Annotated in this window: 19 protein-coding genes and 1 pseudogene; 14 read left to right on the top strand and 6 right to left on the bottom strand. The window is 71.8% G+C overall.

What is annotated here, in order from left to right; all coding sequences use genetic code 11:
* Positions 1-6: 6 nt before the first annotated feature.
* Entirely contained in the window at positions 7-558 is a 552-nt protein-coding gene (locus tag ACZ6S4_RS09235; RefSeq protein WP_465474408.1) for a pyridoxamine 5'-phosphate oxidase family protein, read from the bottom strand.
* Positions 559-666: 108 nt separating this feature from the next.
* On the opposite strand from ACZ6S4_RS09235, the gene ACZ6S4_RS09230 reads away from it, so the two are divergent.
* Both ACZ6S4_RS09230 and ACZ6S4_RS09225 read left to right on the top strand, forming a co-directional pair.
* On the top strand, positions 667-1,539 hold the full coding sequence (locus ACZ6S4_RS09230; RefSeq protein ID WP_465474407.1) for a PfkB family carbohydrate kinase: 873 nt from the start codon (positions 667-669) through the stop codon (positions 1,537-1,539).
* Positions 1,532-3,838: a glycoside hydrolase family 65 protein gene (locus ACZ6S4_RS09225; RefSeq protein ID WP_465474406.1), complete on the top strand. Its 2,307-nt coding sequence runs from the start codon at positions 1,532-1,534 to the stop codon at positions 3,836-3,838. The genes ACZ6S4_RS09230 and ACZ6S4_RS09225 overlap by 8 nt, the downstream gene beginning before the upstream one ends.
* A gap of 5 nt (positions 3,839-3,843) precedes the next feature.
* On the opposite strand, the gene ACZ6S4_RS09220 is transcribed toward ACZ6S4_RS09225, so the two are convergent.
* Positions 3,844-4,434: a TetR/AcrR family transcriptional regulator gene (locus ACZ6S4_RS09220; RefSeq protein WP_465474405.1), complete on the bottom strand. Its 591-nt coding sequence runs from the start codon at positions 4,432-4,434 to the stop codon at positions 3,844-3,846.
* 82 nt (positions 4,435-4,516) lie between these two features.
* On the opposite strand from ACZ6S4_RS09220, the gene ACZ6S4_RS09215 reads away from it, so the two are divergent.
* The 4 genes from ACZ6S4_RS09215 to ACZ6S4_RS09200 all read left to right on the top strand — a co-directional run bounded on the left by ACZ6S4_RS09215 (position 4,517) and on the right by ACZ6S4_RS09200 (position 8,908).
* Positions 4,517-4,957, top strand: coding sequence for a nuclear transport factor 2 family protein (locus tag ACZ6S4_RS09215; RefSeq protein ID WP_465474404.1), 441 nt, complete (start codon positions 4,517-4,519; stop codon positions 4,955-4,957).
* An 8-nt stretch (positions 4,958-4,965) separates the two neighbouring features.
* Positions 4,966-6,978, top strand: coding sequence for an ATP-binding protein (locus tag ACZ6S4_RS09210; RefSeq protein ID WP_465474403.1), 2,013 nt, complete (start codon positions 4,966-4,968; stop codon positions 6,976-6,978).
* Positions 6,979-7,042: 64 nt separating this feature from the next.
* Positions 7,043-8,125: a hypothetical protein gene (locus ACZ6S4_RS09205; protein ID WP_465474402.1), complete on the top strand. Its 1,083-nt coding sequence runs from the start codon at positions 7,043-7,045 to the stop codon at positions 8,123-8,125.
* A gap of 72 nt (positions 8,126-8,197) precedes the next feature.
* Complete coding sequence (locus ACZ6S4_RS09200) at positions 8,198-8,908, top strand: hypothetical protein (RefSeq protein ID WP_465474401.1); 711 nt, start codon at positions 8,198-8,200, stop codon at positions 8,906-8,908.
* Here the strand turns inward: ACZ6S4_RS09200 and ACZ6S4_RS09195 are convergent, their stop codons facing one another.
* Positions 8,909-9,892, bottom strand: coding sequence for a trypsin-like serine peptidase (locus ACZ6S4_RS09195; protein WP_465474400.1), 984 nt, complete (start codon positions 9,890-9,892; stop codon positions 8,909-8,911).
* Positions 9,893-9,987: 95 nt separating this feature from the next.
* Positions 9,988-10,572: an ArsR/SmtB family transcription factor gene (locus ACZ6S4_RS09190; protein ID WP_465474399.1), complete on the bottom strand. Its 585-nt coding sequence runs from the start codon at positions 10,570-10,572 to the stop codon at positions 9,988-9,990.
* A 64-nt stretch (positions 10,573-10,636) separates the two neighbouring features.
* Between ACZ6S4_RS09190 and ACZ6S4_RS09185 the strand changes: the two genes are divergently transcribed.
* The 7 genes and pseudogenes from ACZ6S4_RS09185 (at position 10,637) to ACZ6S4_RS09155 (ending at position 21,272) form a co-directional block, all read left to right on the top strand.
* On the top strand, positions 10,637-11,227 hold the full coding sequence (locus ACZ6S4_RS09185) for a dienelactone hydrolase family protein (RefSeq protein ID WP_465474398.1): 591 nt from the start codon (positions 10,637-10,639) through the stop codon (positions 11,225-11,227).
* Positions 11,228-11,638: 411 nt separating this feature from the next.
* Positions 11,639-13,228: a glycosyltransferase family 2 protein gene (locus tag ACZ6S4_RS09180; RefSeq protein WP_465474397.1), complete on the top strand. Its 1,590-nt coding sequence runs from the start codon at positions 11,639-11,641 to the stop codon at positions 13,226-13,228.
* On the top strand, positions 13,225-15,306 hold the full coding sequence (locus tag ACZ6S4_RS09175) for an acyltransferase family protein (RefSeq protein WP_465474396.1): 2,082 nt from the start codon (positions 13,225-13,227) through the stop codon (positions 15,304-15,306). Before ACZ6S4_RS09180 ends, ACZ6S4_RS09175 begins: the two co-directional genes overlap by 4 nt.
* Before the next feature lie 7 nt (positions 15,307-15,313).
* Positions 15,314-16,870, top strand: a complete 1,557-nt coding sequence (locus ACZ6S4_RS09170; RefSeq protein ID WP_465474395.1) for a glycosyltransferase family 39 protein — start codon at positions 15,314-15,316, stop codon at positions 16,868-16,870.
* 26 nt (positions 16,871-16,896) lie between these two features.
* A pseudogene (locus ACZ6S4_RS09165) lies at positions 16,897-18,249 on the top strand (UDP-glucose dehydrogenase family protein); the annotation flags it as partial.
* Between the two features lie 201 nt (positions 18,250-18,450).
* Positions 18,451-19,989, top strand: a complete 1,539-nt coding sequence (locus tag ACZ6S4_RS09160) for a DUF1800 domain-containing protein (protein WP_465474394.1) — start codon at positions 18,451-18,453, stop codon at positions 19,987-19,989.
* Between the two features lie 5 nt (positions 19,990-19,994).
* Positions 19,995-21,272, top strand: a complete 1,278-nt coding sequence (locus tag ACZ6S4_RS09155) for a DUF1501 domain-containing protein (RefSeq protein ID WP_465474393.1) — start codon at positions 19,995-19,997, stop codon at positions 21,270-21,272.
* A gap of 30 nt (positions 21,273-21,302) precedes the next feature.
* Here ACZ6S4_RS09155 and ACZ6S4_RS09150 read toward each other — a convergent pair whose 3' ends face one another.
* Together ACZ6S4_RS09150 and ACZ6S4_RS09145 are read right to left on the bottom strand one after the other, a co-directional pair.
* Positions 21,303-21,443 carry a hypothetical protein gene (locus tag ACZ6S4_RS09150; RefSeq protein ID WP_465474392.1) on the bottom strand — a complete coding sequence of 47 codons (141 nt, stop codon included), beginning with the start codon at positions 21,441-21,443 and terminating at the stop codon, positions 21,303-21,305.
* 162 nt (positions 21,444-21,605) lie between these two features.
* Positions 21,606-22,028 carry an SRPBCC family protein gene (locus tag ACZ6S4_RS09145; protein WP_465474391.1) on the bottom strand — a complete coding sequence of 141 codons (423 nt, stop codon included), beginning with the start codon at positions 22,026-22,028 and terminating at the stop codon, positions 21,606-21,608.
* 76 nt (positions 22,029-22,104) lie between these two features.
* Here ACZ6S4_RS09145 and ACZ6S4_RS09140 point away from each other — a divergent pair, with 76 nt between their 5' ends.
* Positions 22,105-22,884: an SGNH/GDSL hydrolase family protein gene (locus ACZ6S4_RS09140; protein ID WP_465474390.1), complete on the top strand. Its 780-nt coding sequence runs from the start codon at positions 22,105-22,107 to the stop codon at positions 22,882-22,884.
* Positions 22,885-22,890 lie beyond the last annotated feature (6 nt).

The following is a 22,890-nucleotide window of genomic DNA, read 5'->3' as shown; positions in this document are numbered from 1 at the left end:
GCGGATTCAGTCGAAGGCGGGCAGGCCGTCGATGCTCGCCTTGTTCTTGCGCCGGCGGTACTCGGCCAGCTCCTCGTCGCTGCGCCGGGAGCTCCAGCGGGTCAGCAGGTCACGGTCGCCCTCGTACGTCATCAGGGGCACGGCGTAACCGCAGGAGTCGCTGACCCGGTGCACGGCCACGTCGATGATGGACCGCAGCCCGTGCAGATCCGGCGGGGCGGCGAACGAGGCCAGCAGTTCCGCGTACCCGGGGTCGGTGGCCGTGACGACCCGGCCGGTGCCGTACAGGCGCACGATGTTGGGTTTGCCGTCGAACGCGCAGAACATCAGCGTGATCCGGCCGTTCTCCCGCAGGTGCGCGGTGGTCTCGGCCCCGCTGCCGTGGAAGTCCATGTACGCCACCCGCAGCTCGCCGAGCACCGCGAAGGTGCCGGCCATCCCCTTCGGCGAGACGTTGACGTGGCCGTCGGCACCGGTCGGCGCGGTGGCCACGAAGAACATGGGCTGGCTGACGATGAACTCCCGCAACCGGCTGTCGATGGTGTCATGCAGTTTCATACCGCCATGCTCCCAGCCGTCGGCCCGCCCGCGCCCCGGGCGGGATTGTCAGCTGCCTCTCAGCCGCCGGTTCGTGCAACCGGCGTTGTTCCGGGTATGAGACGGTCCGTGACGACACCAACTGCGGCCGTGGTCGGTCAGCTCGCCCGGGATCTTGTGCTGTCCGTCGATGATCTTCCCGGGCCCGGCTCCTCCGCCGACGCCACCGACCGGCGCGAGCAGCTCGGCGGCAAGGGCGCCAACCAGGCGGTCGGGCTGGCCCAGCTCGGGGTGCGGCCGACGCTGGTCGCCGTGGCCGGCGACGACGCCATCGGTGACGTCCTGCTCGGCCAGGCCGAGCGCGACGGCATCGACGTCTCGGCCGTCGTGCGGCGCAGCGGCGTGCTGACCGGGCTGATCGTCGAGGTTCTTTCCGGTACGGAGTACCGCTACATCGAGCACCTGCCGCTGCTCACCGTGGCCGACGTCGAGGACCGCGCCGACACGATCCGGCAGCGGGACGCCGTGCTCGTCCAGCTCCAGCAGCCCGCCGACGTGTGCGCGGCCGCCGCCCGGATCGGGCACGAGGCCGGCCGGCTGGTGGTGCTCGACGGCGCGACCTCGGACGACGCCCTGCTGGCCCGGGCCGACGTGGTGCGCGCCGACGACAAGGAGGCGGAGCTGCTGCTCGGCGTACCGCCGGAGGACATGCGGGACGCGGCGCGCAAGCTGCTGGAGAAGGGGCCACGGCTGATCGCCGTCGCGGTCGACGACGGCAACCTCTTCGTCTGGGCCGATGGGGACGTGCACGTCCCGCTCACCGATGACAAGGTGGTCGACACCACCGGAGGCGGGGACGCGTTCATCGCCGCGCTGACCGCGTCGCTGCTGCGCGGTGATCCGTACCCGGAAGCCGCCCGCCGGGCGACCGCGGCCTCGGGCGCCACCGTCGGGCACGCCGGCGGCCGCCCGGACCTTTCCGGTACGGCCGCCCGTGGCTGACCTCGCAGCGGCCGAGCCCTGGTGCGTCCGCGAGACCGGGTTGTCCGAGGACTCGCTCAGCACCGCCGGGCTCCGCCACACCGAATCGCTGTTCGCGCTGGCCAACGGGCACATCGGACTGCGCGGCAACCTGGACGAGAACGAGCCCCGGGGCATGCCGGGCAGCTATCTCAACTCCTTCTTCGAGCTGCGCGACCTGCAGCACGCCGAGGCCGGCTACGGCTACCCGGAGCTGTCCGAGACCATCGTGGACGCGCCGAACGGCAAACTGATCGGGCTGTCCGTCGACGGCGAGCCGTTCGATGTGCGTACCGGTGAGCTCGTCTCCCACGAACGCGTGCTGGACCTGCGGGCCGGCACCGTGCGCCGCGAGGTCGCCTGGGTGTCTCCGGCCGGCACGGCCGTGCGGATCGTCAGCACCCGCCTGGTCTCCTTCCCGCATCCGTCGGTGGCCGCGATCCGTTACGAGGTGACCGCCGGACCCGGCGTGCGGCTGCGCGTCGAGTCCGACCTGCTGGCCAACGAGGAGCAGCCGGAGCAGCGCGACGACCCGCGGGCCGCGACCACTCTGCACAACGCGTTGCGGCCGGTCCGGCACAGCGACGACGTCCTGGAGCACCGCACCCGGCGCAGTGACCTCGCGGTCGCCTCGGCCGTCAGCCACCACACCACCGGCACGCAGACGGTGACCAGCGGGCCGGACCGGATCCGCTGCACGATCACCGGCGAGGGCACACTGCGGGTGGACAAGTTCCTCGCATACGCGTGGGGCGCCGAGGCGTCGGCGGACCGCGCCCGCCAGGATCGCGATGCGGCGATGTCGCTCGGTTTCGACGCTCTGGTGGCCGACCAGCGGGCGTATCTGGACGAGTTCTGGGCGGCCGCGGACGTGGAGCTCGACGGCGACCCCGAGGTGCAGCAGGCCGTCCGGTTCGGCCTGTTCCACGTGCTGCAGGCCGGTGCCCAGGCGGGACCGCACCCGATCGCGGCGAAGGGTCTGACCGGCAACGGGTACGACGGCCACACGCTGTGGGACACCGAGTCGTTCGTGCTGCCCGTGCTGACGTACACCCACCCGGCCTGTGTCGGGCTGGCCCTGCAATGGCGGCACGGCACCCTCGAGGCGGCCCGGGACCGGGCCCGGGAGCTGCGCCTGGCCGGCGCCGCGTACCCGTGGCGGACGATCAGCGGCGCGGAGTGCTCCGGCTACTGGCCGGCCGGTACGGCGGCCCTGCACGTCAACGCCGACATCGCCGACGCCGTGCTGCGCTACGCCGCGGCCACCGGCGACGACGACTTCCTGGCCGGGGACGGGCTGGAGATCCTGGTCGAGACCGCCCGGCTCTGGTGCCGGGTCGCACACGTGGCCGACGACGGCGAGTGGCACATCGCCGGGGTCACCGGCCCGGACGAGTACACGGCGCTGATGGACGACAACATCTTCACCAACCTGATGGCCCGGCACAACCTGCGCGGCGCGGCCGAGGCCTGTGCCCGCTTCCCGTCGCAGGCCCACGACCTGGACGTCGGCGCCGACGAGCTGGCCGCCTGGCGCGAGGTCGCGGACAACCTGCACCTGCCTTACTCCGAGGTGCGGCAGGTGCACGAGCAGGCGGCGGGCTTCACCAAGCTCCAGGAGTGGGACTTCGCCCAGACCAAGGACGACGACTACCCGCTGATGATGCACTTCCCGTACCTGGACCTGTACCGCAAGCAGGTGATCAAGCAGGCCGACGTGGTGCTCGCCATGGCGTTGCGCTCGGACGCGTTCACCACCGAGGAGAAGGCCCGCAACTTCGCGTACTACGAGGCCCGTACGGTCCGCGACTCGTCACTGTCCGCGCCGGCGCAGGCGGTGCTGGCCGCCGAGACCGGGCACCTGGAGCTGGCCCACGACTACCTGGCCGAGGCGGCCCTGCTGGACCTGCGGGGCGGCGGCGAGTCCAGCGGCGACGGCCTGCACATCGCGGCGTGCGCGGGCTCGTGGATCGCGCTGGTGATGGGCTTCGGCGGGCTGCGCGACCACGGCGGCCGGCTGAGCTTCGCGCCGCGGCTGCCGGAGCATCTGCCCCGGATGTGCTTCCGGTTGCGCTGGCGCGAGAGCAGCCTGCGGGTCACGGTCACCCCGGCCGAGGCGACGTACGAGGTGAGCGGGCCGCCGGTGGAGATCACCCACCACGGCGAGACGCTGACCGTGGACGGCGACCCGGTCACCCGGCCGATCCCCCGCGGTGAGGACCGGGCCGCGCCGCCGTCACCGCGCCCGCCGCAGCGCCGCCGCGACGCCCTGGAGGCCTGAGGCGGCTATCCGGGCCGGTGCTGATCCTGCGGAGGTGCCGTGGCCAGCAGCTGGAAGCACGGCCGGAGCAGGTCGATGATCTGCTCCGGGGAGGCGTCCGCGAGCCGGCCGAGGCGCAGCAGGTACCGCTCGATGATCACGCCGTGCACGATCGCGCTGAGCAGGACGGCCCGCAGGTCGGCGTCGGCGGCCGGGATCGCGGCGCTGATCTTGCTGAGCTGCGGCTCCCCCGCGGCCCGGTAGCGCTCGGCGGCGTCGGCATTGGTCAGCATGGAGCGCAGGACGGCCAGGGAGCCCACCGGCTCGCTGTCCAGGCGCCCGGCCAGCGAGGCGAGCAACGCCTCGGCCAGCTGCTCGGCGCTGCCGGCGGGCAGCTCGTCGGTGGGGATGCTCGCGGCCCGCGCGAAGAGCTCGTCCTTCGAGCCGAAGTAGTGCATGACCAGGCCGGGATCGACGCCGGCGTCCTTGGCCACCGCCCGGATCGTGGTGCGGTCGTAGCCCACGTCGGCGAACATCCGGCGAGCCGCGGCGAGGATCCTCTCCTCGGTCCGGCGGCGCTGCTCGGCGCGGGTCGGTTTGGCGTCCGGTTCGCTCACCCGCTCATTCTACGAACGTTGACTGAGTCGGTGTTTCGTTCTACGGTCGTTGAATCAATGCTCGCCGGCGGAGGGGGAAGCCATGACCGGCCCGGCGCGGGAGATCGTCGACCGGGTGCTGCGGGCCGGCCGCGAACTGGACGTCGAGACCTTCGTGGGGCTGATGGCCCCCGACGGCTTCATCGAGTGGCCGTTCCGGCCGCCGGGCATGCCCGCACAGGTGCGGGGCCGCGCGGCGATCAGGCAGCACCTGACCGCGGCGGCCGAGGCCTTCATCAGGCTCGACGAATACCGCGACGTCGTGCTGCACGAGACCACCGACCCGGAGGTGATCATCGTCGAGTACGAGGCCTACGGCACCGTCGTCACGACCGGCGCACCCTTCCGGCAGACGGTCATCGCGGTGTTGCGGGTCCGGGACGGTCAGATCGTGTCGTACCGCGACTACCTCGATCCGCTGCCGCTGATGGAGGTGTTGCGCGGTAGCCCGAAAACGGGGCCTTCCTCGCTTTTGCCCGATTAGAATGAGGCATGGCAATGGTGGTGCTGGCCGAGGACAACGTTGATCATCAGCGGCTCGTCGCCGAGGTGGTGCGGCGGCTCGGGCACGACGTCACCGTGGTCGGGGACGGTCGTGCCGGCCTGGCCGCGGTGGCCCGGCGCCGGCCCGATCTCGTCGTCACGGACGTCGACATGCCGCATCTGGACGGCGTGCAGTTCTGCCGCACGTTGCGGGCCGACCCCGCGCTCGCCGACATCCCGATCATGCTGCTCACCGGCTATCTGCCACCCAGCGACCCGCAACTGGCCTCGGTGGGCGCCAGCACGGTGATGACCAAGCCGTTCAGCGTCCAGGAACTGACCTCCGCCCTGCGCCGGCACCTGGGCGCAGACGCCACGCCCGGCACCGGCGGCGCCGCGGCCCGGCCCGCCCCACCCGGCCCGGCCGACCCGCCCTTCGTGGAAGCGCTGCTGGAGGGCCTCGACGTCCGAGTGGTCACGTGCGACATCGATGGCCGGCTGACGGTGCGCAGCCCGGGATTCGACGAGGTGTTCGGCGGCGACGGTGTCCCGGGCGAGCCGGTGCCGCTGGAGGAGTGGACGCGGCGTGCCCGGCTGCGCCACCACGACGGCACGCTGCTGCGTACCGGGGAGATGCCGTTGCTGCGCGCCCTGGCCGGGGAAGACGTCCGCGGGGCGCTCGTGCTCGCCGGCGACGCCGGCGGGCAGGAGCACTGGCTCTCGATCAACGCGCGGCCGATCCGCGACGCGACCGGCGCGGTCGCCGGGGCGGTCGCCGCGGTGCACGACGTCACTGCCGAGCACCGTGCGCGGCGCTTCCAGGACTGCACGACCGAGGTGCTCGACGTGCTGTCGCGCAGCCCCGACGCGATCACCCTCGGCGACGAGATCCTGCGGGCCGTCGGCACCGGCGTCGGCTGGCCCTACCTGCGGTTGTGGCTGGTCGATCCGGCCGCTGACGTACTGCGGCCCGCCGCCGCGTTCCTGGCCGAGAACGCAACGCCCATGCCGATGCCGGACTCCATCGCCCGCGGCGAAGGGCTGGCCGGGCTCTGCTGGCAGCGCGGCGACCTGCTGTGGGTCCCGGACGTGCACGCCCCCGGTTCGCCGCTGTTGCCGCAGGTCGTCGCCGCCTCGAAGTACCGCGCCGCCGGGGCCGTGCCGCTGCGCAGCGGTGATCAGGTCAACGGCGTCCTGACGTTCTTCTCCTGGAGCCCGCAGGAGCCCGAACCGGCGCTCGCGGTGCTGCTGCGGGGCATCGCCGGCACCATCGGCGCCTACCTCGAACGGCGCCGCGCCGAGGAACTCGCCGCACACCTGGCCGCGGCCACCGACGAATACATCGCGCTGGTCGGTCACGAGCTGCGCACGCCGCTGACGTCCATCAGCGCCTACACCGACCTGATCGCCGAGTCCCCCGACGAGACCACGATCGGCGAGGTCCGCAACCTCATCGAGGTCATCGAACGCAACAACGGCCGGCTGCACAGCCTGATCGAACGGCTGCTCGACCTCGCCGCCCTGGAATCCGGTCACGCCCGGCTGACGAGCGTCGACGTCGACCTGGCCGAGATCACCACGGCCGGCGTGGAGGCGATCACCCCGGTGGCGCGGGAGCACCGCATCACCGTCGACGTCCACGTACCGGCCGGGTTGGCCGTGCCCGGCGATCCGCACCGGCTGCGCCAGGTGGTCGACAGCCTGCTGAGCAACGCCGTCAAGTTCAGCCCCGACGACTCCACGGTGACCGTCACGCTGATGGCCGACGGTGACCTCGCGGTGCTGACCATCACCGACCGGGGCACCGGCATCCCGGCCGCCGAGCAGGCCAGCATGTTCCGCAGCCTCTACCGGGGCCGCAACGCCCATCAGGCCGGCATCCCCGGAGCCGGGCTGGGCCTGACGCTGAGCCGGGTCCTGGTCGAACGCCACCACGGAACCATCACTCTGGCCCCGAACCAGCCCACCGGAACCACTGTCACCGTCCGGTTTCCCCGGGGGCGGACACAGGTCGTGCGGTAGGCGTACGTTGTGGACACGCGGCACGTCTGCCGCCGGTGATGCACGACTCCAGGACGTGACAGTCATGCGCCGACATCTGCTCCTCGCCATCTCTCTCACCACGGCCCTGCTCGTGCCGGGCGTGCTCGTGCCGGCCGGCCCCGCCGGCGCCGCTCCCGCGGCGGACACCACACCGCCGGAGCTCAAATCGATCGAGCTTTCCCGTACGGCGGTCACCGTCTCCGGCCTGCAGACCGTGATGGTCGGCGTCCGGGTGCGGCTCACCGACGAGACCGGCGTGGAACCCACCAGCGACGGCGTCGGCGGAAGCTTCCCCTATGTCAGTCTCGCCGCGACGCCCAACAATTTCGCCGAGCTGTCCCTCACCGAGGGCACACCGCAGGACGGCATCTGGACGGCGCAGGTGGCCGTTACGAGCGCCTGGCAGGGGGCGGTGCGCGTCAAGCACGTCGCCGCCTACGACAAGGAATGGAACCTGCTGGACATCGACCCGAGCACGGTCATCGACCCGGTGACCATGCAGGTGACGAGCTCGCACCGGCCGGGCGTGGACATGACGTTCCCCGAGCCCGCCACCCGCGGCAAGCCGATCGTGATGACCGTCCGGGTCTGGGACACCGACACCGGACGGCCATGGCCGAACGCACCCCTGGTCATCGGCAACGACAACGGCTGCGTCGAGAACGGCTTCCGGGTGGACGGCCGCACCGGCTCGACCGGGACGTTCCGCCGCACGGTGCCCGCCAACCAGGCGGGAGCGCTGCACTGCGTCTGGGTGCCCGGCACGTCCAGGACGTCGGGCGGCGGCCTCGACAACCGGACGATCATCGCCATCGACGCCGCCCACCTGCGCTACACCCGGTACAAGGTCAGCGCCGAACCGGCCAGGACCGCTGTGCCGGCCGGATCGAGCGTCGACGTCACCGGCTCGGTGTCCCCACTCAACAAGGGCAAGGTCATCCGGCTCCAGCGCTACACGGGCGGGGCGTGGAAGAACGTCAACACCGGGCGGGTCCGGGCCAGCGGCCGGTACACCGTGGTGGCCACGCCGTCGGGCAAGGCGAGCTACTCGTACCGGGTCTACGCACCGGGTGACGCTTACGCCGTGGGCGGCAGCTCGAAGGCGTTCACCGTCCGCGGCACCTGACGGCGGCCGGGCCGGTGGGTGGGTTCCATTAGCATTGCCGCGTTCGTCAGGTGACTGCGGAGACGAGGCGACATGCGGTGGTTCCAGCTGGGCAAGCGGCGGGTCGAGCAGGATCCTGCCCGGCAGGAGGCGCTGCTGCACGACGTCCGGCAGCGGTTCGGCGCGCATGTGCCCGCGCCCTTCGGTGCGCAGGCCGAGGCGGTTGCCGGGCTGCTGACCGACGATGACGGGCTGATCGTGGCGGTCCGGATCCTGGGTGAGTTCGCCGACGCCGCCTACGGGGATCTGTTCACCCAGGCCGGGGAGCTCTACCGGCGTACCGGCCGCGGGTTCGCGGTGGACCGCCGCAACTACCGGCCGCTGTGGCAGACGGCCGGGCCGGAGCTGCGGTGGTCGCTGTTCGAGCTGCCGGGCGGGCTGCACCCGTACGTCCAGGTCGCTGCGGCCGTCACGGTGCTCGGGGCGCAGGCCCGCCGGACGGTACGGGTGACCGACCCCGAGCCGCTGCTGGCGCACGTGTTCGAGGTGCTCGACCTCACCGTCGCCGGCTGGGAGTACGGCCGGGTGCGGGTCGACGTGGACGGCGCCGCGCTCGCCGACCGGCTGATCGCGACCGCCCGGGACCTGCGCGCGGCCATGCCGGACGAGCCGCCGCCGCTGCCGCCGCCGGTCCGGGAGCTGATGCGCCGCAACAACACCGTCGACGTGTACGCCTCCACCGAGCACCGCATCGCCGGCGCCTTCAACCCGGGCCGGACGATGCGGGAGTCGCTGCTCGCCTGATCAGGTCTTGTTGCGGGCCCGGTTGAAGACGGTCAGCACGTCGCTGTCGAAGTACGGCCCGTAGTTGCGGCTCTTCCACACGTAGGCGACCACCGTGTTGGTGAAGCCGAAGCCGATGGTGGTGTCGAAGTTCTGGAACATCGGGCCGCCACTGGCCCCCGGCGTGAGCCCGCAGAAGACCTTGACCTGCGCGGCGGCCGCCCATTGCAGGCTGGTCACGCAGGAGACCTGCTTCTGCCCGTCGTACGGCGCCTTCGACGGGTACGCCAGCACGGTCACCGGAATGGACTTGCTCTGGTTGAAGCTGATGCCGTTGCCACCGGTCTTGTCGACCAGGCGTACTCCGGCGAGCGGCCACACGTTGACGAACGCGAAGTCCCACCAGTGGTAGCTGTGCTGGGTCCAGCCCTTGGTGGCGTGGAACCACTTGGCCGCGAACTTGCCGTACGGGGTCTTGCCGGCGGCGTAGAGCGGCGCGTACATCCAGTTCTCGTGGTTGACGCCGCCCTTGCCGCCGTGGATGCAGTGCGCGGCGGTGGAGACCAGGTTGCGGGTCTCGTTGTTCAGCGTGCTGCCGGAGCAGACGTAGTTCTTGCCGTCGGACTTGGTGAAGAAGACCTTGCCCACGCCGGCCGAGGGGTTGACCGCCCGGCCCGTACTCCTGGTGCCGCCGGCGGCCGACGGCCCGGCCGGCCGCACCGCCGTCTGCGGGCGACCGACGTTGCCCGGCCGGTCCCGCTGCTCCAGCGCCGGGTCCTCGATGACGCGCGGGTCGGGGACCGCGATGGCCGTCCGCATCCGTTCCGGCGTCCAGTAGGCGTCGATGAGCCGCTGCGCGGTCGCGGCGTCACGGACCACCCGCCCGTTGATCAGCGCGGCCGACTCGACGGGTTCGCTCGACGGGCTCACCGCCGCGGCGCCGGCCGGTCCGGCACCCACCCCCAGAACCAACAGCACAGCCAGCGGTACGGCCAGACGGGTCATGCGTCACTCCCTCGGATCGCCGGAGCACCTCGCGCGCCCGGCAATCGGCCACCCTACGGTCACGAAAGCCCACAGAATGGTCTAAAGAGGAAGGATCAGTCCTTCGTGGTGGAACGCGCGTCCGGCAGGGTCGGGGCGTCGGTGGGATAGAGACCGGCCACGAAGCCGTACGCCTGGTCGCCGGAGCGCGGGATCTGGGCGAAGCGGCGGGCCACCTCCTGGACCTCGGCCCAGAAGTTGCGGACCTCCTCGATCGGGATGCGGGCGTGCACGAGCAGGCACCGCAGTTCGTCGGCCTCGTGGGCCGGGGCGGCTTCGGCCGCTGCCTCGGCGAGCCCGTTGATCGCGGCGACGACCTGCTTGTCCTCGGGGCTGTTGAGCGCCCCGATGTAGTAGGTCCGCGCGACCCGGCCGTAGTAGCGCTCCTCGATGGCCCGTACCCGCCGCGTCCGGACCACCCGCAGCAGCCCGGCGTCGACCAGCAGGTTCACGTGATACGCGACCGTGCCCTTGGGGCGGCTGACCGCCCGGGCCAGCTCGGTGACCGTCGCGGCCCGCTCCAGCACCAGTTCCAGCAGGGTGCTGCGCAGCGGGTCGGCCAGCGCGCGGAGCTGCGCGGGGGCGGTGACCACGACCATCTCGTCGAGGTCGTAGTCGGGGATCTGTTCATTGACCGACAAAGTTCGACCGTTCTACTATCGTGGATCATTCGAGCGCTGTCGTCCGATGAGGGGAAGTGTAGAGATGGCCGACGTCGTGCTGTTCCACCACGTGCAGGGTCTGACCGACGGGGTGCTCGCGTTCGCCGAGCACCTGCGGGCCGGCGGGCACACCGTGCACACTCCCGAGCTGTTCGACGGCGAGCGACCGGCGAGCGTCGAGGAGGGCGTCGCCTTCGTCAGGAGCGTCGGTGACCAGCTCCTGGATGAGCGCGCCGACCGGGCGGTGGCCGAGCTGTCCGGGCCCCTGGTGTACGCGGGCTTCTCCTGGGGCGCGGCCCAGGCCCAGCGGTACGCCCAGACGCGCCCCGGCGCCCGCGGCGCCCTGCTCTACGAGAGCTGTGTGCCGATCAGCGGCGAATGGGCCTTCGGGCCGTGGCCGGCGGGCGTGCCGGTGCAGATCCACGGCATGGACCAGGACCCGATCTTCGCCCTGGAGGGTGACCTCGACGCTGCCCGCGAGCTGGTCGCGACGGCCGGGCCCGAGCTGGCCGAGCTGTTCGTCTACCCCGGCAACCGGCACCTGTTCACCGACAGCTCGCTGCCGTCCTCCGACGCGGACGCGACGGCGCTGGTCGTACGCCGCTCGGTGGAGTTTCTCGATCGGCTCGGGTGACAAATTGTTGAACACATCGGACAGTGCTCACTGTGACATACATCACCACCACCCTCCCGTCTCTTTTTCGTTTTTTTGCCGTCACTGAATGACACCGAGGAAGTCTTTGCAGGTCAGCTATCCACCGGAGGTCGCACCGCCGTACCGCACCACGACAGGTGCCTTTATCGCCGACCGATCGGATTAACCCGTACGGGTCCGGTGAACGTCGGCGAAAATGCATTCAGGCTCTGTTTCCGGGTGATCGACTGATGACCGCCGGCTCAGCTGCGGTCGTCGGTCGTTCGATGGCTCTATCCCCGAGTCGGCTCCGTCATCACATACGGAAGGCCTTTACCGGTGGTAGTCGCACAGACTCGGCAACAGAGAGGCTCGCGGGCCGGCACCTCTCCCCAGGCGGTGGTGGAGTACGTGCCACTGCCGCCCTCCGATCACGAGAAGTATCTCTACTACGGACGCCAGGGCCGCTGGATCTTCTGCGTGTTCCTGCTGGCCTTCGCCGGCGTCATGTTCGGCCTGGCCCGGCTGGCGGCCAACTCGATGTGGACCAGCCTGCTCTACGAGCTGATCGCTCTGCAGGTCGTAGCCGTGCTCATCAGCCTGCTGTCGAGCACCCGCAAGCGCCGCAGTTCCCGCGCCGAGCATGACGCCCTGGTGGCGGAGTACCGGCCGGCGGCGTACCCCGCGGTCGACGTCTTCCTGCCGTCCGCCGGTGAATCGCTCGCCATCCTGGACAACACCTACCGCCACGTCGCCGCCCTGGACTGGCCGGGCCTGCTCACCGTGCACGTCCTCGACGACTCGGGCCGCGACGAGGTTGCCGGGCTCGCCGCGCAGTACGGCTTCCGCTACCTTTCCCGGCCCAACCGCGGTGAGTTGAAGAAGGCCGGAAACCTCCGCCACGGATACGAGAACTCGACCGGCGATCTCATTCATGTCTTCGACGCCGATTTCGCCCCGCGCGCCGACATGATCCGCGAACTGGCGCCGTACTTCGACGATCCGGCCGTCGGGATCGTCCAGTCGCCGCAATTCTTCGATGTCCAGCAGGAGCACTTCAATTGGTTGCAGCGCTCGGCCGGCGCGACCCAGGAGATGTTCTACCGCTGGATTCAGCCGGCCCGCGACGCGGTCGATGCGGCCATCTGTGTGGGCACGAATGCCGTCTACCGCCGCAGTGCGCTGCGGGCGTCGGGCGGTTTCGCGCAGATCGGGCACAGCGAGGACGTCCACACCGGAGTCAACATGGCGAAGGCCGGTTTCCGGACGCGTTATGTGCCGGTGAATCTGGCCAAGGGCGTCTGCCCGGACAACTTCGACGGCTTCGCCAACCAGCAGTACCGCTGGTGCACCGGCAGCATGAGCCTGCTGGCCGATCCGGACTTCCACCGCTCGGCGCTCACCGTCAAGCAGAAGCTCTGTTTCTGGACCGGTTTCCTCTACTACATCACCACCGCCGTCGCGGCCTTCACGAGCCAGCTGCCGGGCTTCCTGATGTTGTGGTGCTTCCCCGACCAGATCCGGCCGCTCAACTATCTGCCGCTGATCGGCACCATCTTCGTGTGGTCGACGCTGATGCCGCGGGTCACCGACTACCGCTGGTCACCGGCCGTCGTACGGGTCCAGATGCTCATCGGCTTCTGCCACGCCCTGGCCCTGTTCGACTTCCTGCGCGGCCGTACCGCCGCCTGGGTCCCGACCGGCGCCGCCAAGCGCACGTCGACCGCCAAGCGGGTGCTGCGCCTGCTGCGGATCTGGCTCATCGCCGCCCAGCTGCTCACCTGGTCGGGCATCGTGCTGGGAGTCGTGCACTACGGCCTGGACCAGCTCTGGGCGACGGTGCTGTTCGCCGGCCCGATGCTGTACTTCGTCTGGCCGTTGCTGCTCGGCGGGCGGTCCACCCCGCAACGGCACCCGAGCGCGCCGGGCACTCCGGACGCCGATCCGCTGATTCCGGGGGCCCGCCAGATGCCCGCCTACGCCCCGGTGGTGGCGTCATGACCGGCACCGCGGGACTTCTCGAACGGGCCCGTCCGGGGGCTCAGCCGGTGCCGGCACCCGATCGGCCGGTTTTCCGGCGTGACGTGCAGGGCCTGCGTGCGCTCGCCGTCCTGCTGCTGGTCGGCTGTCATGTCGGCGTGGCCGGCCTGAGCGGCGGCGGGGTCGGCATCGACCTCTTCTTCGTGATCTCCGGCTTTGTGCTCACCACCGGGGCGTTCCGGGAGCTGCGGCAGACCGGCCGGCTGTCGCTGCGCCGGTTCTACGCCCGGCGCACGACCCGGATGGTGCCGGCCGCGACCGTGGTGGTGCTCGGCTCACTCGGCGCCGCCTGGCACTGGATGCCGGCCGCGAACCGCACGACGGTCTCCTGGGACGCCGTCGCCGCCGCGACCGCCACCATGAACCTGCGGCTGGCGACCCAGGACGCCGTGCCGGTCGACGTGTCGCCGTTGCAGCACTTCGGGCCACTGTCCCTGCTGGTCCAGTTCGCGCTGGTGTGGCCGGTGCTGCTCATCGTGGTCGCGCTGGCCTGGGCCCGCCGTGGCCGCCCCAGCGTGCTGTCGGCCGCACTCCTGCTGACGGTGCTGAGCGCCGCCTCGCTGGCCCTCTGGCTGGAGCCGGCGGCGAACCCGTGGACCGTCCACGGCCTGCCGGCCCGGCTCTGGGAGTTCGGTGCCGGCGCTCTGATCGCCCTCGGCGCGCAGCGACTCACGGGTCTGCCCGCCACGCTCGCGGCCGTGCTCACCTGGCTGGGGCTGGGGACGGTGGCCGCCGCGGTCGCATCCGGAGATCCCCTGGTGGCCGTCGTCGGTACCGGGCTGACGATCGCCGGCGGCTGCGCCCGCCCGTCCTGGGGCGCCCGCCGGCTGCTGCGGCTCAAGCCGGTGCAGGAGCTCGGCCGGGTCTCGTTCAGCTGGTACCTGTGGCACTGGCCGCTGCTGGTCCTCGCCCCGTACGTGCTGGGTCACCCGCTGACGACCGCGGCCGAGGTGGCCGTGGTGGTCGCGGCGCTGGTGCCGGCGGCCATGTCGGTGGCCGCCGTGGAGAACCGCATCCACCAGCATCGCGGCCTGCGGCAGCGCCCCGGCCGGGCGCTCGCCCTGGGCGGCGCGCTGACCGCGGCGACCGTGGCCCTCGCGCTGGCTGCGCCGCATCTGCCGAGCACGCGGACCACGGGTACGGCGGCCGCCCGCAAGCCCGCCGACGTGCTGGCCTCGGGCAGGGCCACCGTCCCGCAGCTGCAGAAGATCATCCGGGACAGCATCATCCCGACGGTCCTCCCCCGCGATCTGACGCCGGCCCTCGCGCGGGCGTCGTCGAGCTCGCCCCGGGACGGCGGATGCCTGGTGCCACCCGCGAGCCGGTTCGTCTCCGACAACATCGGCCGGGGCTGCGAGCGGCACGGCGTCGTGACCGGCAGCCGGGTCATGGTGCTCTTCGGTGACTCGCACGCCCAGCAGTGGTTCGACGCCGTCGACACGATCGCGCACAAGCGGGGCTGGCGACTCGTGGTCTTCACGAAGACCGACTGCGGACCCGCCCTCGGCAAGGTCAACAAACTCGGCACCACCGTTCCGTACGCGGAATGCGACCAGTGGCGGCTGCGGGCCCTCGACCGGATCCAGCAGTTGCGCCCGGCCGTGGTGGTCATGTCCGCCCGCAACCGCGAGGGTGGCCCGCTGGGCGTCGAAGCCAGCGCCGGTCCCGACCAGGACTGGGCCTCGGCCTGGGCCGCCACGGTCACCCGGATCAAGCGGGCCGGGGCGCTGCCGGTCGTCATCCCGGACACCCCGGTCACGCACTACGACGTGCCGCGGTGCCTGGCGACCCACCCGAACGCCGTCAACGAGTGCCATCTCGACGTGTTCCGGTCCCTGTTCCTGCCCCGGCAGCGGATCGTCCGGGCCCTGGTGCAGGCGCACGGCGGACGGGTCGTCGACTCCACCGCGTGGTTCTGCACGCCCAGGATCTGCCCCGCCGTCATCGGCGGCACCGTCGTCTACCGCGACGACAACCACCTGACGTCCGTCTACGCGAAGCAGCTCGCGGGCGTCCTGGACGAGGCACTGGCCGAATGAGGAAGCGATGACCGACGCGCAACTGTTGTCCCCCGCCGTCCGCCGGATCGTCGGGCAGCGCCGACCGGACGGGCACGTACCGCCGCCCGTGGTGCGGAGCTGGTCCGTCCTGAGCACGGTGGCACTGGCGCTGCCGCCGGCCCTGCTCGCGCTCACCCTGTCGGTGGTCGGCATCGGCTCGCGGAGCATGTGGAACGACGAGTACGCCAGCTGGTACGCCGCTACTCTCAGCTTCCGGGACCTGGCGAAGCTGCTGGCCAATGTGGACGCGGTCGTGGCGCCGTACTATCTGGTCCTGCATTTCTGGATCGACGTCTTCGGCGATTCGGAGACCAGCCTGCGGATGCCGTCCGCGCTCGCCATGGCCGCCACCGCGGCGCTGGTCGCGGTGCTGGGCCGCCGGCTGTTCGACACGGGGGCCGGCCTGACCGCCGGGCTGATCGTCGCCGGGCTGCCCGCGGCGACGCGCTACGGCCAGGAGGCCCGCCCGTACGCGTTCGCCATCGGCTTCGCCACCCTGGCGACGCTGCTGCTGCTACGGGCGATGGAGCGGCCGACCTGGCGGCGCTGGATCTGGTACGGCGTCGGCCTCGTCCTGGCCGGGCTCGTGCACATCGTGACCCTGACCGTGCTGCTGGCCCACGCCGTGTTCATGTGGCGGGCCTTCCGGGTCAGCGGAGAGCTGCGGTTGCTGCGCTGGTTCGCCGGGGCGTTCATCGCGGTGACCGCCGCGCTGCCGCTGGCGGCCAAGGGCTCGCAACAGTCGAGCGTCATCGCCTGGATCAAGGCCGACGCCGCGGCGCTGACCAACCTGCCCGAGCGGATCTTCGGCTCCTGGCAGGTCGCGCTCGTGGTCTGCGTGGCGGCGCTGTCGGCGACGGTGCTGCTCTGGTCGCGCCATCGGGGACCGGTGGTCCTGCTGCTGAGCTGGGCGCTGTTCCCGCCGCTCTTCTGCTACGTCACCTTCCCGGTGCTGCATCTCTTCCTGCACCGCTACCTGCTCTTCACCGTCCCGGCGTGGGCGCTGCTGGCCGGTGCCCTGGGCTTCTCCCTGGCCCGGTTCACCCGCCGGGCCGGGTCCACCGGGCTGCTGTCGCTGAGCGGCCTGCTGGTGGTGGCCGCGGTGCTGCTCGTCAGCGGACCGGGACAGCAGGCGGCCCGGCACAGCCCGGTCTACGGCGAGCCCGACTTCCGCAGCGCGGCCGCCGCCCTGGCCACGGTGGCCGAGCCCGGTGACGGCATCGCCTACGCCGGTACGACCCGTAACGGCCGCCGGGCCTTCGACTACGAGGTGCGGCGCCTCGGCCTGCTGCGGGACGTGCTGGTCGATCGCCCATCGCAGGAGAACGGCACCTTCGGCGCCCACGAATGCACCGACCCCGGGCCGTGCGTCGGTGACACCCGGCGGATCTGGCTGGTGTCGACGACGGCGGCCAACCTCGACCCGATGGACGGCATGCCCGGTCCGACCCAGGGTTTCCTGCTCACGGCGTACACCCTGAGCGAGTACCGCAGCTTCGAGCAGATCCGGATCTTCGTGCTGGACCGCAAGGACCCGCGATGACGCCGTACCCGAGGAAGGAAGAACTGATGGAGCGACCGCGGCTGACCTTTGTCGGCACCGGTTATCTCGGCGCCACCTACGCCGTCTGCTTCGCCGAGCTGGGCTACGAGGTGCTCGGTTTCGACGTCGACGTGGCGCGGATCGCCGCCCTGTCGGCCGGCGCGGTGCCGTTCCACGAGCCGGGTCTCGACGAGCTGCTGCGGCGTAACCTCGCCGCCGGGCGCCTGCGCTTCACCACGTCGTACCAGGAGACCGCCGACTTCGGCGACGTGCATTTCATCTGCGTGGGCACGCCGCAACGGGCGGGCGGCACGGGTGCCGATCTCTCGTACGTCGAAGCGGCGGTCACCGGACTGGCCCGGCACCTGACCCGCCGCGTGCTGATCGTCGGCAAGTCGACCGTCCCGGTCGGTACCGCCGAGTGGGTGGAGCAGCTCGTCGCCAAGCACACCGACCGGGAGCTGGGGATCGAGGTGGCCTGGTCGCCGGAGTTCCTGCAGGAGGGCTTCGCGGTCCAGGACGTGCTCCGGCCCAACCGGATCGTCGCCGGCCTGCGGTCGGAGTGGGCCGACGGCATGCTGCACGCCGCGCACCGGGGCATCCTCGAGCTGGCCGCCGCGGAGGACCGTGAGGTGCCGGTGGTGGTCACCGACTTCGCCACCGCCGAGCTGGTCAAGATGGCCGCGAACGCGTTCCTGGCCACCAGGATCAGCTTCATCAACGCGATGGCCGAGGTCTGCGAGGTCGCCGGCGGAGACGTCACCCAGCTGGCCCGGGCCATCGGCTACGACCCGCGCATCGGCAACCGCTTCCTGCAGGCCGGCGTCGGCTTCGGCGGCGGCTGCCTGCCCAAGGACATCCGCGCGTTCCAGGCCCGCGCCCAGGAACTCGGCGCCGGCGAGGCCCTGCGCTTCCTGCACGAGGTCGACCTGATCAACCAGCGCCGCCGCAGCAAGGTGCTCCAGCTGGCCGCCGAGCTGCTCGACTGCCCGCCGGGCCCGGCCGGGCCGCACTTCGGCCACGCCCGCGTCGCGGTGCTCGGGGCGACGTTCAAGCCCCACTCCGATGACGTACGGGACTCGCCCGCGCTCGCGATCGCGGCAGCCCTGGCCCGGGCGGGCGCGGAGGTCCACGTCCACGACCCGGCGGGCCTGGCCAACGCCGCCCTGGCCCAGCCGGAGCTGATCTTCGAGGACAGCCTGGACGACGCCGTCCGGGACGCGGAGCTGGTCTGCGTCCTCACCGAGTGGCCGCAGTTCCGCACGGCCGACCCGGTCCGGCTGGGCCGGCTCGCCGCCACCCGGCTGGTGATCGACGGCCGGAACTGCCTCGACGCGGCGGCCTGGACCGCGGCCGGCTGGCAGTACCGCGGACTGGGCGGTCGCGCCGCCACTCCGGCCCCGGAGGCCCGGACAGCCACGAACTGGACCGCGCTCGACCACGACAGCCCGGCCGGCCGGTGGTCGATCCCGCGGCCGGCGACCAGGTCCGTTGCAGCTCGGTAGCCATCGGCCGGGTTGGCGAAGGGACCGAGAGGTCTGACCGAACCAACCTGTGTGACGGCATCCCGGGCAAAGAACTTGATCAGCCGCCGCCGCGTCGTGACCGGCGCCGCGGCCGGTGCCGCCGCCGTCGGCCTCACCGCAGCCGTACCGGCAGCGGCTGAGGCCGCCGCGGCCACCCGCACCACCACCTCCTACGTCGCGGCGGACGCCGAGCTGCACCTGCTGCGCCGCGCCACCTACGGACCCACGGCGGCCTCGGTCGCCGAGATCCGCCGGCTCGGCGCCTCGGCCTGGCTCGACCGACAGCTCGACCCGGCCGGCATCGCCGATCCGGCGTGCGACGCGCTGCTGACCCGCTTCCCGCTCATCCGGCTCTCGATCGACGAGCTCCGCGCCAAGGTCGGCACGGGTGCGATGCGGTACGGCTGGGACACCATGCTCCAGCTCGGCTTCGCGGCCACCAGCCGGGCCATCTGGAGCGAGCGGCAGCTGTTCGAGATGATGGTCGACTTCTGGTCCAACCACCTCAACGTCACCAACCCCTCCGCCGACGTCTGGGACAACCGGCACGACTACGACCGGACCGTGATCCGGCCGTACGCGCTGGGCCGCTTCGCCGACATGCTCAAGGCCTCGGCCCGGCACCCCGCGATGCTCACCTACCTCGACAACCGCTTCTCCACCAAGACCGCGCCGAACGAGAACTACGGCCGCGAGCTGCTCGAACTGCACACGGTCGGGCTGGGCTACACCGAGTCCGACGTCAAGAACGCCGCCCGGCTGCTGACCGGGCTGACCGTCGACTGGGACACCGGCAACTACAAGTACAGCGCCAACGCGCACGCCACCGGCCCGGTCAAGGTGATCGACTTCCGGCACGCCAACACCACCGCGGCCGGGGGCGAGGCGGCAGCCCTGGCCCTGCTGGACTATCTGGCGCTGCACCCGGCCACCGCCGAGCAGATCGCCACCAAGCTGTGCGTACGCTTCGTCGCCGACAACCCGCCCGCCAAGCTGGTGGACAAGCTCGTGCGGGTCTACCTCGACCACAAGTCCGCGATCGTCCCGGTGCTGCGGGCCCTGTTCACCTCCGCGGAGTTCAAGGCGTCCGTGGGGGCCAAGGTGCGCACGCCGTACGAGGACATCGTCGCGACGGTGCGCGCGGTCGGCTACGGCCCGGACGCCACCGGCACCGCGGGCATCGAATCGCTCTACTGGTTGATCGGCTCACTGGGCCAGGCCCCGATGTCCTGGGCGCCTCCGAACGGCTACCCCGACGTGGCCGCGGCGTGGACCTCCCCCGGCGGCATGCTGGCCCGGTGGAACGCCCACCTGCACATCGTCGCCGGCTACCGGCCCAAGGAGTTCCAGCGGCCGGCCGACCTGGCCAAGGACCTCGTCGGCGCGCTGCCGGCGACCTACGGCGCGCTGATCGACGCACTCGCCCGGCGGCTGTTCGGCCGCACCCTGCCGGCCGCCGACACGACGGCGCTGGCGGGTTACTTCGGCAAGACCCCGGCCTCGGCGCTCAAGCCGGCCGACCCCGCCGCCGGCTGGCGTTTCGCGCAGCTGGTGGCCCTGATGCTGAACTCTCCCTACTTCGCGGTGAGGTGACGACGATGACCGGACCGATCTGTGGCTGCGCGGACGACCAGCGCACCACCATGACCCGCCGCGGTGTGCTCGGCAAGGCGCTGGCGGCCGGAGCCGCCGGGGCGTTCGCCGGACTGGCCGGCGACCAGATCTCCACCCAGCTGGCCTTCGCCGCCGGCAAGTACACCGGGGACACCCTGGTGCTGCTGTCGCTGCGGGGCGGCTTTGACGGCCTGTCGGCGATCGTGCCGGCCGGCGACCCGGCGTACTACGCGGCCCGGCCGGACATCGCCGTGCCGAAGGCCAAGCTGCTCGGCGGGGACAACCGGTTCGGCCTGCACCCGGCGCTCCAGCCGCTGCTGCCGTTCTGGAAGGCCGGCACGTTCGGTGCGGTCCACGCCGTCGGCCAGCCCGAGCCGAACCGCTCGCACTTCTCCGCGATGGAGGAGCTGGAACGGGCCGCGCCGGGCACCTCGGTGCGCACCGGCTGGCTGGACCGGATGCTGGGCGGCCTGGGCGCGACCAGCCCGTTCCACGGCGTCTCGGTGGGCAGCATGATGCCGTCCCGGACGCTGGCCGGGCCGGTCCCCGCCCTGGGCATGAAGTCCATCAACGACTTCTCGATGTACGGCGACCAGGCGGGCCAGCCCATGGCCGCCACCCTGAAGACGCTCTACGCCGGGGCCCCGGCCCTGCTGGGTCAGCCGGCCGGACAGGTGATGAGCTCGCTGGCGACCACGAAGGCGCTGGCGGCCAAGGCGTACCAACCGGCCAACGGCGCGGTCTACCCGGACGACACGCTGGGCCGGGCGCTGAAGGACGTGGCCCGGCTGATCAAGGGCAACGCGGGTCTGATGGCGGCCTGCGTCGACTCCGGCGACTGGGACATCCACGAGAACCTCGGTGCGGCCGTACCCGGCAAGCGGATGCACGACAAGCTGGCCCAGCTCGCGGCGGCCCTCGCCGCCTTCGCCACCGACCTCGGGACGACCGGCATGAAGCGGGTCACCGTGGTGACAGTCAGCGAGTTCGGCCGGCGGGTCCGCCAGAACGGCTCCAACGGGGTCGACCACGGTTACGGCAACGCGATGATGCTGCTCGGCGGCGGCGTCGTGGGCGGCAAGGTGCACGGCCGGTGGCCCGGCCTCGCGGACCGCTACCTGGTCGACGGCGATCTCGCCGTCACCACCGACTACCGCGCGGTCATCGGCGAGGTGCTGCACAAGCGCTGCGGCCTGGCCAACACCCGCTCGGTCTTCCCCAACGTCCGCACCACGACGTCGGGGGTCTTCCGGACCCGGTGAGCCCGGTGTTGCTCGGATGGTCCGTGCTGCTCAGAGGGCGGCGGCGATGGCCAGCAGCAGGGCCGAGACGCCGGCCGCCAGCACGGCGATCCGGAGCACCGCCGGGTCGCTGAGAATCATGATCGCCACCCGCGCGCCGGTCTCCCGCCGCGCGTAACTGTTGTCCGTCATCGCCCGCTCCTCGCCTCGGCGGCGCCGCGCGCCGCGATGAGACGACTATCCCGGCCGGGCGGCTACCGCCACATCGCCACTGAGCGGGGTTCGCCCGGCCGGTCTCTGCGACGAAAGTCGTAGTGCCCGGCCACGCCGACCTGCACCTGGGACAGAGCGCGGTCAGCCGGCGTTGAAGTTGTCGCTGACGTCGCGCTGGAGGTGGACCATCGTCTCGGCGAGCAGCTCGCGGACCTGCTGGTCGTCGGCGAGCCCGGCGGGGACGACCACTTCGGCCCGCACCACACTGCCGCCGGCCGGTGCGTCGTCGACCTGGGCGGTGCCGTGCGGGCCGGTGCTGTCCAACGAGTGCCACTGCAGCTCAAGGTGGTCGGTGACCACCTTCACACCGTACGGGTGGACCTGCGCACCCACCCGGACCCGCACCTCGTCCCGGCCGGCCGACTCGGTGTTCATGCCGCGCGGCAGCCAGCGGGAGATGCGGTCGGGATCGGTCAGCACCCCGAAGACCACCTCCGCCGGCGCGGTGAAGTCGTAGGAGCCGCCGACCCGCACGGTCCCGTCTGCGTCGCTCTGTTCAGCCATCACCCCGGTAGCCCTTCCCCGTCCGCCCGTCTTCATGCCATTAGCCTTCTCGAGAGTCGACAGGAAGGGCGGTGCCATGCGGTACGTCGCGATCGGGGACAGCTTCAGCGAGGGCATGGGCGACGAACTGCCGGACGGCACCGTGCGGGGCTGGACGGATCTGGTCGCCGCCGGGCTGAGCGCGGGGCTGGCCGCCCGGGGCGAGACCCTGGAGTACGCCAACCTGGCCATCCGCGGCCGGCTGCTGCGGCCCATCGTCACCACCCAGCTAGACGCCGCCCTGGCCCTGCAACCCCCCGCCGACCTGCTGACCTTCAACGGCGGCGGCAACGACATGATGCGCGCGGGCGTCGACCTGGCCGAGCTGGTGGCCATGATCGAGCAGGCGGTCCGGCGCTGCATCGACGCCGGCGTACGCCCGGTGGTGCTCAGCGGCGCGGACCCGACCGCGCAGCTGCCGTTCGGCCGGACCATCCGCCGGCGCGGCGAATATCTGACCGCGGCCACCCGGGAGCTCTGCGCCCGGCACGACGTCACCTTCGTCGACGCCTTCGGTGACGAGGAGATCCGCGACCACCGGTACTGGTCGGCCGACCGGCTGCACCTCAACAGCGCCGGCCACCGCCGGGTCGCCGGCCTGGTCCTGCACGCGCTCGGGTACGCGGAACCGCCCGAGCCGGCCGGCAGCGCGGCCGGGACGCGGCGCCGGATGGTGGAGAACGCCCGGTACTACCGCGAGCACGTCCTGCCCTGGATCCAGCGCCGGCTGCGCGGCCGGTCGTCGGGCGACAACCGCGACCCGAAGTACCCCGTTTGGGAGCTCATCGAGCCGGCCGCTCAAAGCCCCCTGCCCTGACCCCCT

It is taken from the genome of Actinoplanes sp. NPDC051405 (assembly GCF_055586185.1).
The sequence above is the reverse complement of the archived record's forward strand: the minus strand, read 5'-3'. Positions and strand labels throughout refer to the sequence as shown.